14 protein-coding genes and 1 pseudogene are annotated in these 14703 nt (G+C 67.4%); 7 read left to right on the top strand and 8 right to left on the bottom strand.

Going from position 1 to position 14703, the window contains the following annotated elements; all coding sequences use genetic code 11:
* Nucleotides 1-430: 430 nt before the first annotated feature.
* Nucleotides 431-1213, top strand: coding sequence for a FadR/GntR family transcriptional regulator (locus ACIQJT_RS37655; RefSeq protein WP_402650122.1), 783 nt, complete (start codon nt 431-433; stop codon nt 1211-1213).
* Between the two features lie 286 nt (nt 1214-1499).
* Here the strand turns inward: ACIQJT_RS37655 and ACIQJT_RS37660 are convergent, their stop codons facing one another.
* Genes ACIQJT_RS37660 through ACIQJT_RS37680 form a run of 5 tightly spaced genes read right to left on the bottom strand, consistent with a single transcriptional unit; the run spans nt 1500 to nt 6278 of the window.
* On the bottom strand, nt 1500-1838 hold the full coding sequence (locus ACIQJT_RS37660) for an L-rhamnose mutarotase (RefSeq protein WP_365465662.1): 339 nt from the start codon (nt 1836-1838) through the stop codon (nt 1500-1502).
* Nucleotides 1835-3016 carry a mandelate racemase/muconate lactonizing enzyme family protein gene (locus ACIQJT_RS37665; protein ID WP_402650123.1) on the bottom strand — a complete coding sequence of 394 codons (1182 nt, stop codon included), beginning with the start codon at nt 3014-3016 and terminating at the stop codon, nt 1835-1837. The genes ACIQJT_RS37660 and ACIQJT_RS37665 overlap by 4 nt, the downstream gene beginning before the upstream one ends.
* A gap of 31 nt (nt 3017-3047) precedes the next feature.
* Nucleotides 3048-3950: a carbohydrate ABC transporter permease gene (locus ACIQJT_RS37670; protein WP_365465656.1), complete on the bottom strand. Its 903-nt coding sequence runs from the start codon at nt 3948-3950 to the stop codon at nt 3048-3050.
* 2 nt (nt 3951-3952) lie between these two features.
* The gene (locus ACIQJT_RS37675) at nt 3953-4906 is read right to left on the bottom strand and encodes a sugar ABC transporter permease (RefSeq protein ID WP_365465653.1); all 954 of its coding nucleotides are present in this window, start codon (nt 4904-4906) and stop codon (nt 3953-3955) included.
* Between the two features lies 1 nt (nt 4907).
* The gene (locus ACIQJT_RS37680; RefSeq protein WP_365465650.1) at nt 4908-6278 is read right to left on the bottom strand and encodes an extracellular solute-binding protein; all 1371 of its coding nucleotides are present in this window, start codon (nt 6276-6278) and stop codon (nt 4908-4910) included.
* A gap of 174 nt (nt 6279-6452) precedes the next feature.
* Between ACIQJT_RS37680 and ACIQJT_RS37685 the strand changes: the two are divergent.
* Together ACIQJT_RS37685 and ACIQJT_RS37690 are read left to right on the top strand one after the other, a co-directional pair.
* A pseudogene (locus ACIQJT_RS37685) lies at nt 6453-7428 on the top strand (aldo/keto reductase).
* 106 nt (nt 7429-7534) lie between these two features.
* Nucleotides 7535-10183 carry a right-handed parallel beta-helix repeat-containing protein gene (locus tag ACIQJT_RS37690; protein ID WP_402650124.1) on the top strand — a complete coding sequence of 883 codons (2649 nt, stop codon included), beginning with the start codon at nt 7535-7537 and terminating at the stop codon, nt 10181-10183.
* Between the two features lie 376 nt (nt 10184-10559).
* Here ACIQJT_RS37690 and ACIQJT_RS37695 read toward each other — a convergent pair whose 3' ends face one another.
* Together ACIQJT_RS37695 and ACIQJT_RS37700 are read right to left on the bottom strand one after the other, a co-directional pair.
* Nucleotides 10560-10793, bottom strand: coding sequence for a hypothetical protein (locus tag ACIQJT_RS37695; RefSeq protein ID WP_402650125.1), 234 nt, complete (start codon nt 10791-10793; stop codon nt 10560-10562).
* A 100-nt stretch (nt 10794-10893) separates the two neighbouring features.
* Nucleotides 10894-11085 (bottom strand): hypothetical protein, encoded by a 192-nt coding sequence (locus tag ACIQJT_RS37700; protein WP_402650126.1) that lies wholly within the window; start codon nt 11083-11085, stop codon nt 10894-10896.
* 265 nt (nt 11086-11350) lie between these two features.
* On the opposite strand from ACIQJT_RS37700, the gene ACIQJT_RS37705 reads away from it, so the two are divergent.
* From ACIQJT_RS37705 to ACIQJT_RS37720, 4 genes are all read left to right on the top strand, one after another.
* Nucleotides 11351-11614, top strand: a complete 264-nt coding sequence (locus tag ACIQJT_RS37705; protein ID WP_402650127.1) for a hypothetical protein — start codon at nt 11351-11353, stop codon at nt 11612-11614.
* A gap of 203 nt (nt 11615-11817) precedes the next feature.
* Nucleotides 11818-12087, top strand: a complete 270-nt coding sequence (locus ACIQJT_RS37710; protein ID WP_365464111.1) for a hypothetical protein — start codon at nt 11818-11820, stop codon at nt 12085-12087.
* Between the two features lie 259 nt (nt 12088-12346).
* On the top strand, nt 12347-13273 hold the full coding sequence (locus ACIQJT_RS37715; RefSeq protein WP_402650128.1) for a hypothetical protein: 927 nt from the start codon (nt 12347-12349) through the stop codon (nt 13271-13273).
* Between the two features lie 37 nt (nt 13274-13310).
* Entirely contained in the window at nt 13311-13808 is a 498-nt protein-coding gene (locus ACIQJT_RS37720; protein WP_402650129.1) for a peptidase inhibitor family I36 protein, read from the top strand.
* A 307-nt stretch (nt 13809-14115) separates the two neighbouring features.
* Here the strand turns inward: ACIQJT_RS37720 and ACIQJT_RS37725 are convergent, their stop codons facing one another.
* The gene (locus ACIQJT_RS37725) at nt 14116-14685 is read right to left on the bottom strand and encodes a dihydrofolate reductase family protein (protein WP_402650130.1); all 570 of its coding nucleotides are present in this window, start codon (nt 14683-14685) and stop codon (nt 14116-14118) included.
* Nucleotides 14686-14703 lie beyond the last annotated feature (18 nt).

Raw genomic sequence — 14703 nt, forward strand, 5'->3', positions numbered from 1 at the left:
ACGGGTGTTCTCCTGTGGGGGGTGCAGCAGCGCAAGTGAAGCGCCCGGAAGGCGGCAGCGACAAGAGCACGCCGGCCTTTCCAGGGTTTTCCCTATGTACGGGCTACGGGGTGCAGTTCGCCACGCGATGCGGCCGAACACGTCGAGGTCCAAACCGACTTCGACCAGCCACGCAGCTGCAATGTGTGAACAGTCCGGCGTGGATGCCTCCCAGCTGCCGACCGGCCCTGAGGGACGGGCCGACCTCACTGCACACTGGGGCCGCCGGTCGCTGAGGACGCCGTACGGCGAGGGGCAGCCGGGTCCGGCATCGCGACGGAAACCGCGTTGCGAGGGCCCGGACCATGCCACCGTGCCGGACTGGCGCGCTGCGGTCTCGAGACAGGCAGATGTCTCCATCGCTGCTCGATCGAGCGGTAAGGTCATACGTATGCCAACCGAGCCGCAGCCCTCAACCCGCCTGTTCCCGCGACGGCTGCCCGTCAACCGCCTGGGTGTCGCCGTCGTTTCCGAGCTCGTCGACCTCATCGTGACGGGCCAGTTGCAGGAAGGCGAGTTGCTGCCCCCCGAGGGTCCGCTGAGCGAGCACTTCGGCGTGAGCCGCACGGTTCTGCGTGAATCGGTGAAGCGCCTGGAGGAGAAGGGGCTGGTGATCGTTTCTCAGGGGCGCGGGACTCAGGTGCGGGCGCCCGGCTACTGGAACATGCTCGATCCGGTGGTGCTGTCCGCGTTGATCGACAACGACGAGACGCTCGGCGTCCTCGACGAACTGACCGTCGTGCGCGCGAGCCTCGAGTCGGCGATGGCGGGCGCCGTCGCCGGATCTCGCAGCGCAGACGGGCTGAGGCGGCTGGAGAACGCGCTGACCACGATGCGTGAGAGCGCGTCCGAGACGGACTCCTTCCGGCAAGCGGATGTGGTGTTCCATTACGCGCTCATGGAGATCTCCGGCAACCGGCTGGCGGAGAACATCGCCAAGCAGCTGTACAAGCGCGCTACGGAGTCCAGCCGTTACCAGGGGATCGATCCTCCCGACGCGTTCGAGCTGACGCTGAAGGAACACGCCGCGATCGTCGATGCCATCTCTCGGCAGGACGTCGCCGCCGCCCAGAAGGCGATGCATGATCACATCCACATCTCGTGGGAGCGCCGCCGGCTGCCCGACCACGCGCCGCGCACGCGTGGCCGGGCGCGCGGTCAGGAACGCGAGTAGACGCCCGCGCCGTTGCCGCCGGACACCCGCGCCCGTTCCGCCACGGAAAGCCCGTCGAGCAGCGTCTTCACAGCGGACTTCCAGGGCACGGCGCCCCGGCCGGGCTTGGCCCACGGCTAGTTGGAGCCGTACAGAAGGCGCTTGGGGTCGAAGGATTACACGGCTGCGGTCACCAACGTTCGGTCGCCATGCGATTTCCGCAGCCGTGACGCTCACCCACTGGTGCTCCCCGAGGCTGTTGCTCGACTGCACGACCGCCGGTGTACGTGGGCGTCGACACCGGCACTCACGCCAGATGCCAGACTTCGTCGATGGGCTGCCACAGCGCCCGGGGGACGCGCTCCTCGGCGATTCTCACCTGGCACGGGTCGGTGTGCGTCCACCATTCCTGTGTGGCCGGGTCCTCGGCGATCCGACGCATGTCCGCCTCGTGGTCCTCTCCCACGTACTCGTAATAGGCGAAGAGGATGTCTCCGAAAATGAAGATGCTGTAGTTGCGGACGTTGCATTCGGTGAGCTTGCGCTCGACGCTCGGCCACACGGCGCGATGCAGCTCCAGGTACTCCTCGCGTTTTTCGGGGCGCACACCCACCACCAGGGCCCTGCGCTCAGGTAGAAGGGTCATGATGTGCGCCTCCCGGGGTGCGAAGGGTCGTCCATTCGGTCGGGCTCGGCCACCAGCCGCAGAGCCGCCCGTTCGGGCCGGATGTGCGGTCCGGTTGCCGCGGGCTGGGGCGCGGTGGAGCCGGCCGGTGACATCTGGGACTCGTCGACCGTGATCCCGATCCCTGAACGGTTGCCCAGGACGATACCTCCGTCCTCGAACTGCTGGTCGACGTCAAGGCCGATCGGAAAACGGAGATCCTGGACTTCACAGGTCAGGAGGTTCGGCACGGCGGCAGCCGCGTGCGCCACCGGGTTGGCGTTGTACGCGACGGGGCTCACCGGCAGGTCGTGCGCGTGGGCGAGTGTCGCGACTCGGAGGAAGTGGGTGATGCCCCAGACGTTGCCGATCTGGACGATGTCCACCGCGTTGGCGTCCAGCAGGGGGCGGTACTGCTCCAGCCCGGTCAGGTTCTCGCCGCTCGCGATCGCCGCGCGTACCTTTCCGCGCAGCGTGGCCATTCCGGCCGCGTCCCACCGGCGTAGCGGTTCCTCCACCCAGGTGAGGTCCATGCGTTCCTCGATGGCGGCGACGTACCGGGTGGCCTGGGCGTGGTTCCACGACTCGTTGGCGTCGAACATGAGCGCCGGTCGGCGCGCGTTACGGCTGAGAACGTCGCGCATGATCTCCAGTCGGGGCAGATCGCGGTCGAGGTCGCGGCCGCCCTTGAGCTTGCCGGCCTTGAAACCGTGATCCGCGAACTGGCCGTACAGTTCGACGAGTTGGGCGTCGGTCAGGCCGTATTCGAGGCCGGAGGCGTACCCGGGAACGAAGCGTGAGCGGCCCCCGAGGGTGCGCCACAGTGGCTCGTCGGCGGCCTTGGCCTTGATGTCCCAGAGGGCCATGTCGACAGCCCCGATGGTGCCGAACGTGGATCCCGAGTGACCGGCCTTGAACACCCAGGCGAGCATCCGGTCGTACAGCGCCACGACCGACCGTGGGTCATCGCCCTCGATCGCGGGGAAGACCCGCGCGATGTCAGCGTGGGATCCGAGACCGACACCCTCGATCCCGGTGTCGGTCTCGATGATGAGGACGGGGACCGGCGTCGCATGGCCGGACTGGACACCGTTGACGTCCCCGGTGACTCTGCCCCAGTCATGGACGGTGCTCAGACTGCGGTACCCAGTGATCTTCATCGGACGTGGTTCTCCTTGCATGCGCTGGTGGTCATTCCTTGGTTCCTCCGGCTGTCATGCCCGCGACCAGGAATCGCTGGGAGAACAGGAAGACGATCAGGACGGGCAGGATCGACACGATCGTCCCCAGTGCCAGGGTGGGCAGCTGAACGGAGTCGGATCCCGCGGAGCTGGGGTTGAAGGCCGGGGTGGCGGCCAGGAGCGAGGTGAGCCCCACCTGGATCGGGTAGCCGTCGCTGGAGGGCAGCATCACGAACGGCAGGAAGAAGTTGTTCCAGTTCTGCACGAAGCTGAAGAACGCCACCAGCGCGACGATCGGGGCGGCCAGCGGAAGCGCGACGCGGGTGAAGACCTGGAAGCCTGTGCAGCCGTCGATACGGGCGGCGGCGAGGATGTCCCGGGGGATGCTCGTCGAGAAGTAGATGTAGGTGAGGTAGACGCCGAACGGGAAGAACGACATGGGCAGGATCACCGACAGCGGACTGCCGATGAGACCGACGCTGTTCAGCTCGAGGAAGATGGGCAACACCAAGGCGGTGCTGGGGATCAGCATGACGACGAGTGTCAGCACGAGCAGCGCCTGCCGAAGCTTGAACTCCGTGAGGGCGAGTGCGTAGCCGGCGGGGATGCTGACGACCAGCGTGATCACCAGGGCGCCGATCGCGTACACCGCGGAGTTCCCGATCCACGTCGTCACCGCGCCGTCCTGGAAGTCGAACAGCTGATGCCAGTTCGCGGTGAAGGCCGACCAGGACCCGGGGGAGAACGGGTGGTCGACGACGAGCGCCTTCGAGGACTTCGTGACGGCGAGGAGCAGCCAGACGATCGGGACGGCGAAGAACAGGATGAAGACGACGAGCAGGACGCCGATGATGGAGCGCCCGCTCCAGCCGCTCAGGCTCGACCGACGCCGTTCGGTGGAGAGTGCTGCCATGGTCATTCCTTCTCGAACAGGCCGCCACGGGTCACGAACACCCAGGACAGCAGAAGCGCGACGACCAGCAGGATCAACGAGATCGCGGCCGCGCCGTTGAAGTCGTTCTGCTGGAACGCGTACTGATAGGCGAGCTGGTTGAGCGAGTAGTCGTTGGGCACCACCGCGTTGCTGGCCTGGCTGAGCAGCTGTGGCTCGACGAAGAGCTGGGTGCCGGCCGCGAGCGACATGACGCCCATGTACGCGACCCACTTGCGCAGCATCGGAAGCTGGATGCGCAGGGCGATCTGGACGGCGTTGGCACCGTCGATACGGGCGGCCTCGATCACCTCGGTGCTGATGTTGTTGAGGGCGCCGTACATGATGATGATCCACCCGCCGGCCCCGGTCCAGAACGCGATGATGGCGAAGATGGCCGGCAGATGGCCCGGCTGGATCACCTGCACGAAGCTGTCGAAGCCCATCGCGCTGAGCAGGCCGCTGACCGGGCTCGCGGTCGGATCGAGGACGAAGAGCCACAACAGCACGCTGGAGGCGCCGGCGAGTGCGCCGGGGAGGTAGTAGACGAAGCGGAGGGTCGTGCTCACCCACCGGACGCCGATGGCATGGATCATCAACGCCAGGCCGACGACGAAGACGACCAGCCCGAGGAGCCAGATGACGAGATAGATGGTCACGTGCAGCACAGCCGGCCAGAACCGGAAGTCGTCAATGACCTTGGTGAAGTTGTCGAACCCCGCGAATCCGCCGTCGGCGTCGGTGAAGGCCAGCAGCACCGCGTACAGCGAGGGGACGATGCCGAAGGCGATCGTGAGCAACGCGTAGGGCGAGACGAAGACGTAGCCGATCGGGCTGCGGGTGACGGCGCGTCCCGCCGGCCTGTCGCCCTTCCGGCGTGACCGCCGACCCTCCGGGGCGTCGGCGGTCACATGGCCACTCGATGGAGCGAGGGTCATCTCACTTCACCACGTATCCGTTGACCTCGGCCTGGTTCTTGATCGCCGTCTGCCACGTCGGGAGCAGGTCCACGATGGACTTGCCGCCCGTGATACCAGGAGTGATCGTCTTCGCCCAGATCGCCTCCTGGCTGAACGTGGGATAGCCCCAACCGGCCCAGACCCGTGACGCAGCGGTCACCACCGGCTGCAGCGAGGTGGCGTAGTACTTGCTCGCCTCCTGCTTGGCGATCCACTTCTGGGCGGCAGGGGCGTAGGCCGGGTAACCGGGTGCGGCATCGACCTGGTACTGGTCGGCGGTGGTGACGAACTGCACGAACTTCCGGGCGGCCTCCAGGTTCTTCGAATGGCTGGAGACGAACCAGGTTCCGCCACCCACGTTCCCCGTCACAGCCTCGCTCTCGCCCTTCCACGTCAAGGGCGCGGCAACGCCGAGCTGTCCGGCCGGAACGTCGAGCGATTCAGGGTTGTGGAAGATCGCACCGGCGTACCACGCCGGACCCGGCGTCATCAGCACCTTGCCGGAGTACTTCTTCAAGAACTCGGGGGTGAACACGCTGACCACCGGGACGGTCCCCTTGTCGCGGAGGGTGTCCAGCATCGAGGCCGCACGCTTGCACTCGGCCGAACCGGTGTTCACGGTGACGGACTTGGGACCGGTCACGTCGTTGGCCCGGCACTTGCTCGCCCACATGTAGACCTCGGGGGTCCAGGCATCGCCGGCTGTGCCGATGATGTAACCGGGGTGCTCCTCGGCGACCTTCTCCCCGAGCGCCTGGTACTCCTCCCACGTGGTCGGCAGGGCGTAGCCGAACTTCTCCAGCAGAGGCTTGTTGTACCAGAGCACCGTCTGGGCGAGGTCGTTGCGCAGGCAGTACACGCGGCCGTCCACGGTGCAGGGATCGAGGGAGCCCTTGGTGAAATTGCCGAGCGTCTCCTTCGGGACCAAGCCCTTGTCCAGCACGGCCGCGAACGCCTGCTTGCCGCCGCTCTTCTGGCTGGCCCACGCCGCGTCGTTGTTCTGGCTGGAGAAGACGACGTCCGGCCAGCCACTGCCCGCGCGGTCGAAGAGCTGCATCTTCGTCCGGAAGGAGTTGGAGCCGTTGGCCGACCCGTCATAGGTGACGACCTTGATCTTCGTGTCAGGGTTCGCCGCCTGGAAGGCCTTCGCGGCGGCCTGTCGGTCCGCGTCCACCCAGACGGTGATGGCCGAGGACGCCTCCTGCCTGGCCTCGGGAAAGCCGTACTTCCCGTTGGCCGCGCTTTCTCCGCTGCCGCAACCAGCGAGCGTGAGGAGGGCCGTTGCTATGCCCGTCACGGCGACGGCCGACGCCCTGCGGCGTGAAGGCGCCCCGGTGTGGATTCCGACCATGAGATGTCCCTTGTCCTGTCGACTTCGTTGACGACTCCGCGCCGAGGACTGTAGGGCATACGTATTATGTTTGTCACGAGTCGGACGTCTTGCTGTGCGCTGCCGCGGTCGGCTGGAGTTCACCTCGTGACCAGCAAGCAACCGCCGCGCGACCACGCCGCCACGGAGAAGACGCTGCCCGCCCGGAGCCTGCGCACCGGGCACCGGCTCACTGAACTGGGGCTGGGTGCAGCCCGGTTCGGCAATCTGTTCACCAGACGACCGACGACGAGTCGACGAGCGCGGTCAAAGCCGCGATTGCGGAGGGGATCCGCTACCTCGACACAGCGCCGCATTACGGCCTCGGGCTGTCCGAACGGCGCTTGGGGGCCGCCCTGCGTGCGACCGCTCGACAAGATGTGGTGATCTCCTCGAAGGTCGGACGTCTGCTCGTCGACAGCCCGGACACGGCCGACCGGCTCGACGACGACGGGTTCGTCGTGCTGGCGACGACGAAACGGGTCTGGGACTTCAGCCGCGACGGGATCCTCCGTTCCGTGGAGGAGTCGCTTGCGCGGCTCGGGACCGACCGGCTCGACATCGCCTACCTGCACGATCCGGACGACCACTGGGGACCGGCATCGTCGACCGGGATCAGAGCGCTGACCGAGCTCCGGACCAGGGTGCCGTCGGTGCGATCGGCGCCGGCATGAACCAGGCGGCCATGCTGACCGAGTTCGTGAGGCTGACCGACGTCGATGTGGTCATGGTCGCCGGGCGGTTCACCCTCCTCGACCAGTCGGCCCTGGACGGCCTGCTGCCCGCAGCCCGCGAGCGCGGCGTCGGCGTCGTCGTGGCGGTCTACAACTCCGGTCTGTTGAGCCCTGCGGCCGTCGACGGCTCGGCGTACTACGACTACGGGGCAGCGCCGCGGTCCCTCATCGAACGTGCCGCCCCCATCGCAGCCGTCTGCGAGCGGCACGGCGTCGAGCTCCCCGCCGCCATCCACTACCCGTTGCGCCATCCGGCGGTCACCTCGGTGGTGGCGGGCGTGCGCACCGCTGAGCACGTGCGCGGCAACGTCGCGCGGTATCGGGCGGTGATTCCGGAGGCGTTGTGGGAGGAGCTGCACGTCACGGGACTGGTTCCGGACCCCGCTCGCACGAGCTAGAACTCCAGCGCCTCAAGCAAACATCGTACGTATCTTGTCGCAAACATCATACGTATGCTAACCCTGTGGCGGGCCTCAAGGCCCCAGTCACAGGAAGCGATCGAACATGACATCGACGTCAGACTCGACACGCTCGGTGAGCGCTCGATGGAGGCGCAGAGCGGGACTCCTCGCCACGCTCGGCACCTGCGCCGTCATCGCATCAGCGCTCATCCCCCTCCAGGCGCAAGCCGCGCCCCGGACGGTGTACTTCGCGGCGCCGGACGGGAAGGACTCCGGACACTGCAGCCCTTCGCAGCCGTGCTCACTCGAGCGGGCTCAGCACGTCGCCCGCCCCGCGGCCAAGCGCGGTGAGGTGAGCGTTCAGCTCGCCGACGGCACCTATCGCCTCTCCGAGCCCCTCCGGTTCGGACCCGACGACGGCGGCGGCGAGCACACCATCCACTGGACCGCCGCCCCGGACGCCCATCCCGTCATCACCGGCGCCAAGAAGGTCACCGGCTGGTCCAGATCCGGGGCGGGCCCGGGCATCTGGGAGGCGGACACCCCCCGCGGCCTCGACACCCGCCAGCTCTACGTGAACGGCGTGATCGCACCTCGCGCCGCCATCCGCCTCGCCAACACGGACGTCACTCCCACCGCCACCGGACTCACCATCAAGAACCCGGCGCTGAACTACCTCGCCACCCTCCCCGACCAAGGGCGCATCGAGTTCGAGTCCCTCGGCGACTTCACGAACCGCTACTCGCCGGTGCAGAGCATCAGTGGCACCGAGATCAAGATGGCCCAGCCGGCGTGGGACAACAACACGTGGGGCTGGGACACCGTCCAGAACTCCTTCCTGGCCGGACCGAGCTGGTACCTCGACAACTCGCTGAAGTTCCTCACCCAGGCCGGACAGTGGTACGTGGATCCGGGTGCCGGAAAGCTCTACTACAAGCCGGCGGACGGGATCGACCCCAACCGGCTCGACATCGAGCTGCCCCGCCTGGAGACACTGATCAGCATCGGCGGCACGTACGACAGGCCGGTCACCGGTCTGGCCTTCGACGGCATCCAGTTCTCCGGGACCTCCTGGCTCGGCCCCTCGACCGACGGGTACGCGGACCAGCAGAACGGCCTGTTCATCAAGGGCGCCTACAAGTACCGTCCGGCCGACGCCTTCACGAGCTGCTCACGTGGCTGCGAGATGTTCGAACGAGCACGCACCAGCTGGTACCAGGAGCCCGCCGCCGTGCAGGTCTCCGCCGCCAGCCGCATCTCGTTCACCGGCAACACGTTCACCAACCTCGGCCAGTCCGCGCTGGGCATCGGAAACGACGCCAACGCCACGCGCACCGGCATCGGTCTGGGCGCCAGCGACATCGACGTCGTCGGCAACCGGTTCACCGAGAACAGCGGCCACGGCATAGCGGTCGGCGGCGTACTGCCCGACGCGCACCACCCCAGTGACCCGAGGATGACCAACCGGGACGTCCTGATCGCCGACAACACGATCAACCGCGTGGCAGTGGACTACAAGGACAACAGCGGCATCCTCAGCACCTACGTCACGGACGCCCGCATCCTGCACAACGAGGTCTCCAACGTCCCCTACGACGGCATCGACACGGGCTACGGCTGGGGCATCAACGACGCCGGAGGGTCGAACGACTACGTCGACCGCGGCTACTACAAGTGGAACCCGCTGTACACGACCCCGACCACGCTCAAGAACAACCGCATCGAGGGCAACCTCGTGCACAACACCAAGGCCCGCTTCGCGGACGGCGGATCGGTGTACAACCTCTCCGCCAGCCCCGGAACCGTGGTCGCCAAGAACTACCTGTTCAACATCTCAGGAGTCGGCCTCTACCTCGACGAGGGCTCGCGCTCGATGACGTACGAGAACAACGTGGTCCAGGGCGGATCCTTCGTCTTCACCAACGCATACAGCCTCCGCAACAACACCAGCGACAACGTCATCCAGAACAACTGGTACAACTCGGGTGGAGCCTCGACGCCGAACGCCGAGGCGCACAACAACAAGCTGATCAACAACGTCAAGGTCACCGGGGGCAACTGGCCCGCCGGCGCGCGCGACGTCATCTGTCAGGCGGGTGTCGCGCCGCGGTTCCGGACATCGCTCAACGCCAACCAGTTCGGCTTCAGCGGATGCGAGTTCCACGCACCCGTGGCGGGCGGCTTCGACACCGCCGGTGGATCGGCCGTCAGCTCCTACTTCGGCCAGAGCGGGGACGGATTCGGGATCGCGGCGGCCGGTGCCGACGTCTGGGGTGCGGGCGGTCAGCGCGACGACCAGTTCGGTTCGGTCTACCGGGCCGGCGCCTTGGGGTCCGGCTCCAGCGTCTCCACCCGAGTGGTCTCGGTCAACGACGCCAACCCGTGGGCCAAGTCCGGTGTCATGGTCCGCAACGACATCAACAAGGCGGGAGCGTCCGCCGGGTATGCCGTCGTCGCGGTGACTGCTCGCAACGGCGTGGTGTTCCAGTGGGACTCCGACGGTGACGGGTATCTGGACGCCGACGCCCGCGCCGCTGTCGACGTCTTCCGCCCGGTCTGGGTGAAACTCACCCGTTCCGGAACGTCGTTCGGCGCCTCGTACTCCTACGACGGCGCCAACTTCGTGCCGATCGGCCAGCCCGTATCCTTGCCTTCGGCCGCAGCCGAGCAGGACGCCGGGATCTTTTCCACCTCCCATGACGTGAGCCAGTCAGCGATCAACCAGTTCGACAAGATCGCCATCACGCCCTGACCACGGCGTAGATACCTATCACTCAGGTGGGTCGCGACAGATGCGGCCGACCGGTCGTGGGGGGGGGGGGGGGGGGGGCCCCCCCCCCCCCCCCCCCCCCCCACGGCCCCCCCCCCCCCCCAACCCCAACCCCCCCCCCCCCCCCCCCCCCCCTTCACCACACTCCCCCCCCCCCGCCCGCCCCGCGGTTTAAATATCTCCTCGGGGGGGGGCGCCCCCGGGGGGGGGCCGGGGGGGGGGGGGGGGGGGCCCCCCCCCCCCCCCCCCCCACGACCTTCTGTCCGTCGATGCCACAAAGCATCCGCCCCTGCCAGCGGCACGGCGCCTCAGCGCGCTGAGACCGAACAACGCTGTTTGCCCCTGCCGCAGGGCTCCTTCACGGCCGCGCTGCCCGAGCGCAGGGGCGCGGTGGCCGACGTACTCCCGCTGGAGCAGGTCTGGCCGCCATCGCCGGGGACGATGCCGAAGGGCAGGTGGGGAAGTCGGAGAAGACGGTGGTGTCGGCGGCGATGACGATGTCCGCGAGCAGGGCGTACTCGCTGTGGTCGGAGGCGGGGCCGCTGACCGCGGCGATGACGGGCATCTCCGGGTCGACCAGGCGCAGCAGCACGCGCGGCCGTCCATCACGGTGCGGTCCCAATGGGCCGGCTTGGTGATGTCGCCCAGGCTGGCACCGTCGATGTCGGTCATGAACCGGTCGCCCGTGCCAGTCAAGCACCAGACTTGTTTCCCGCGGTCCTCCCCGATCTCGAACAGGGCGCGGTGAAGTCGGTGTGGGTCGCACCGGTGAAGGTGGCCGGACCGCCGTCGGTATGGAAGCGCAGCGTGAGCACACCCGAATCCGTACGGCTCATCGCCAGGTTCTTGAATGCGGTGAAGTAGGCAGGGTTCTGCTGGCACACGGACGGCTCCTGAAGTGATCTCGGGCGGTCGATCCGTCCTGTGTCCCTTTTCAACTCCTGCCTCAGCGGCATGCACAGCGCCTGGCGGGGGCTTGCCAAAGACAGTCACAAAAAGTGCGATGGCGCCTGCGGGGCTTCGCCACCGCACCTCTCAAGCTTTGGGCGGGAATCCGAGCGATGTGCTCCTTCGTGACCCTGGTGGAAAGGGCGGCCTGTTGCGGCAGCACTGCGGCTGCGCATCAGCCAGCCCGCCTTGTCCCAGACCATGAGCGCCCTGGAACGCGAATTCGATCACCAGCTAGTGATCCGCTCCTCCACGGGCGTGCAGGCCAGGGACACCGGCCCGACGCTGCTCGGTGAATGCCGTGCCGTGCTGGCCCGCTACGACCAGGCACTCGCGGTCATGACCGCGCGCACCGGGGAGAGCGTGACCACGCTTCGGATCGGCATCCCCCTGGAGCTACCCGCCGATGGAGCTACCCGCCGACCTGCTGTCCGGGGCACACAAGGCGCGGAGCCTCGGTGGTGACCTGCCAGTTCGAAGGTGAAGACAGACGTTTCGAAGGGGATCGAAAACATGGCGCCCCCGGCGGGTGGGTGCCAATGTCGCTGTGACCGTTGGACGAACAGGGGGAACGTATGAGGCATGCCGTCAAGGCGGCCCTGGTCGCTGCGTTGGTCGCCGGCTGCTCCGCAATCGCTACCAGCCCGGCATCAGCAGCTCAAGGCGCAATGATCACCACGTACGAGCGGGTGAACGTACGGGACTACCCGACCTCGAAGAGCGCCCGGGAGGACGTGTACCCGGCCAACTACACCGTCTACGGACTGTGCTGGAAGTGGGGCGAGACCATCACGGACAACGGCTACTCGAACGACGTCTGGGTGGCCACTGGCAAGAAGGGCAGCCGCTACTCGTACTGGGTGAGCGCCGTCTACCTGAAGGGTGACAAGTACGCCGGACTGTCCGTCGAGAACGGTTACTGCTGGGACGACGCCTGAGTCGGCCGTAGAACATGACCAAGAGCCACAGGCGACGACCGTGACGGTGGTGGGCCTAAGCCAGCGAGAACGCGTACATCGCGCCCCGTCACCTCTGGGGGGGGCGAGTCATCGGTCTGCTGGCTACCCACGCCCCGCGTCTGGCGCGCGCTGAGGAAGATCACCCGAAGGGTGGCGGGATGGAGTGCCGCTGGACGGCTCTTTGCTCCGCACCCGACGGCGCACTGGGACCGAGAACTAAGAAGAGTGGGACGACTCCATGGGCAACACGGGGGACACCGCGTTTGGACGCCTGTTATCGGCCGCCGTCTCGGGACTCATGATCCTTGCTGTGGCCGCCTGCGGCTCGAACGGGAAGGCTCCGCAGGCGCGGGCAGAAGAGCCCGCTGGGATGAAGCCCGCGGGAACGGCACGGCCGTTGACGGCGCGGGAGAAGTCGCTGCTGTACGACGCCGAACAGGCCATGGTGCAGAGCTGCATGGCCCGCAAGGGGTTCCAAGTGTGGAAGGTACCCGAGAATCCGGTGCCCGAGGACAGGTCGTTCCCCTACGTGGTGGACGACGTGGCCTGGGCGCAGCGGCATGGGTACGGCAGCGACGTGCTGCGGCGCATCGCCCAGGTGAGGCGCACTGATCCGAACCGCCGTTACCTGCAAAGTCTGCCTCCGCAGCGCAGGACGCAGGCGGTCGACGCCTACAGCGGAAGAACCGGAGGCCTGGAGGTACGCCTCCCCACCGGCGCCATCGCGGGGCGCAGTACTGACGGCTGCCTGGCGGAGACAGAGGGAGAGCTCTACGGCGGCCTCGGGAAATGGTTCCGGGCCAAGGCGGTGACCAACTCACTCGCGTCGATCCGCCGGGCCGACGTCCTCGCCGATCCGAAGTTCCGCGAATCCACGCGGGAATGGGCGGTGTGCATGCGCCGACACGGTCACCGTTACACGGCTCCGAGCCAGGCCCGTGCGGCATTCGCCTCAGACAGGGCCAAGGACCACAAAGAGGAAGTGCGTACCGCTGTCGACGAAGCGCGGTGCGCGCACAGCTCCGGGCTGTCCGCCACCGCGCAGCGGCTGGACGCCGGTTATGACCAGCGTCTGCAGAAGCAGTACCGCGCGGCGGTGGACAGCCGCCTCCAGTTGGAGAGGGCCGCGCTTCCGCGGGCTCGCGCCTTTCTGCCCGGGCGCTGACCGCGCGACCACGAAAGCGACAATCAGGGAGACAGCCATGTCTGCATCAACCAGGAAGATCGGCGCGGGCCTCGCGGGGCTCGCCCTCGCGGGTCTGAGCATTCTCGCCGCACCGGGGACCGCCGGCGCAGCAGAGGCCCCCGCGCTCACCCCCGGCCCGAAGTCCGCCGCTCCCGCCGCTTCCTCGGCTGCGGCCGCAGACGGCTACTTCTACGCCTGGGAGGGCGCGAACAGAACGGGCAAGTACTGCCGCTGGCTGGGCAACGACACCGACTGGACCACCTGCTCGCCCGGCGGGAACATGCGAAATCAGGCAAGCTCGATCGAGAACCGCGGCTACCCGGGCTCCTACGCGAACGTCGTCGTCTACTGGGACACCGGCTACGGTGGCACGAACGCCTGCATCGACAACGGCTGGTATTACGCCGACCTGTCACAGTGGGTATTCCTGAACGACGGCCCCGGACAGGGCGAGACCCTGAACGACAACATCTCCTCGCACAAGTGGATCAACGACCTCTGCGCAGGACCGTGAGACCGGGGGCGGCACGTGCGGACTCCGCACGTGCCGCCCTGCCGGTGCACAACTGGCCTTGGGCGGCGACGGGTTGCTGGCATGGGGCACCATGACGGTGAGATGGGGGGCTGAGCCGTCCTGGAGGATGTCGGGGGACCTCGATGGCCGCATGACGGGGCGGTACAAGCCCCGCAGGCCCATTCTGTCAGGCGTTGTCAGTGCCACGTCGCGCAACGCTTGCCTTGTCCGCTAGCGGCGTCTCGGGGCGATGTCTCCCGTCGATATGTCCGTCGAGGGCGCGGCCAACGTGCCAGGACACATCAAGTCAAGCCGTGACTTGTGTAGGCCGGTATCGCTGGGCTACCGCCCCCGACCGGAACTCGCGGCGGTCCACGAGATCGAGCTGGATGCGCTCGCGCAGACCGGCGAACAACGTCGGCCCGTGTCCGGCGAGGACTGGCTGAACAAGGAACTCGTACTCGTCGATCAGTCCCAGATCTGCCAGCGCCAGAGGGAGCGTCACGCCACCCACCCACAGGCCCTCGCCTGATTCCTGCTTGAGCCGCTGAACCGCTTGCCCCAAGTCGCCTCGCACCAGGTCGGCGTTCCAATCGACCGCGCTCAGCGTGCTCGACACGACGTACTTCTTCGCCCGGTGGATGGCCTCGGCGAACGGGATCTGCCACTCACCCATCCAGTCAGGCCACGTTCCCGTGGCCGGCTTCCGCCACGCTGACTCCATCATCTCGTAGGTCACCCGGCCGAACAGCAGGGCATCGGCTCGCTCCATCTCGGCGGTCCAGTAGCGCATCGACTCCTCGTCCGGGGGGAGCCCCGCCTCGTGATGGCAGCAGCCGTCGAGCGTGACGTTGATCGAGTATCGAAGTGGTCTCATTCCGTTGCTCTCCCTTGT

It is taken from the genome of Streptomyces sp. NPDC091972 (assembly GCF_044756385.1).
Taxonomy (GTDB): Bacteria; Actinomycetota; Actinomycetes; order Streptomycetales; family Streptomycetaceae; genus Streptomyces.

Coding starts and splice junctions, on each gene's coding strand:
- ACIQJT_RS37715 (WP_402650128.1), top strand. CDS start 12,347: ATGGGCAACACGGGGGACACCGCGTTTGGACGCCTGTTATCGGCCGCC.
- ACIQJT_RS37670 (WP_365465656.1), bottom strand. CDS start 3,950: ATGGCAGCACTCTCCACCGAACGGCGTCGGTCGAGCCTGAGCGGCTGG.
- ACIQJT_RS37675 (WP_365465653.1), bottom strand. CDS start 4,906: ATGACCCTCGCTCCATCGAGTGGCCATGTGACCGCCGACGCCCCGGAG.
- ACIQJT_RS37660 (WP_365465662.1), bottom strand. CDS start 1,838: ATGACCCTTCTACCTGAGCGCAGGGCCCTGGTGGTGGGTGTGCGCCCC.
- ACIQJT_RS37720 (WP_402650129.1), top strand. CDS start 13,311: ATGTCTGCATCAACCAGGAAGATCGGCGCGGGCCTCGCGGGGCTCGCC.
- ACIQJT_RS37725 (WP_402650130.1), bottom strand. CDS start 14,685: ATGAGACCACTTCGATACTCGATCAACGTCACGCTCGACGGCTGCTGC.
- ACIQJT_RS37680 (WP_365465650.1), bottom strand. CDS start 6,278: ATGGTCGGAATCCACACCGGGGCGCCTTCACGCCGCAGGGCGTCGGCC.
- ACIQJT_RS37710 (WP_365464111.1), top strand. CDS start 11,818: ATGATCACCACGTACGAGCGGGTGAACGTACGGGACTACCCGACCTCG.
- ACIQJT_RS37690 (WP_402650124.1), top strand. CDS start 7,535: ATGACATCGACGTCAGACTCGACACGCTCGGTGAGCGCTCGATGGAGG.
- ACIQJT_RS37665 (WP_402650123.1), bottom strand. CDS start 3,016: ATGAAGATCACTGGGTACCGCAGTCTGAGCACCGTCCATGACTGGGGC.
- ACIQJT_RS37705 (WP_402650127.1), top strand. CDS start 11,351: ATGAGCGCCCTGGAACGCGAATTCGATCACCAGCTAGTGATCCGCTCC.
- ACIQJT_RS37655 (WP_402650122.1), top strand. CDS start 431: ATGCCAACCGAGCCGCAGCCCTCAACCCGCCTGTTCCCGCGACGGCTG.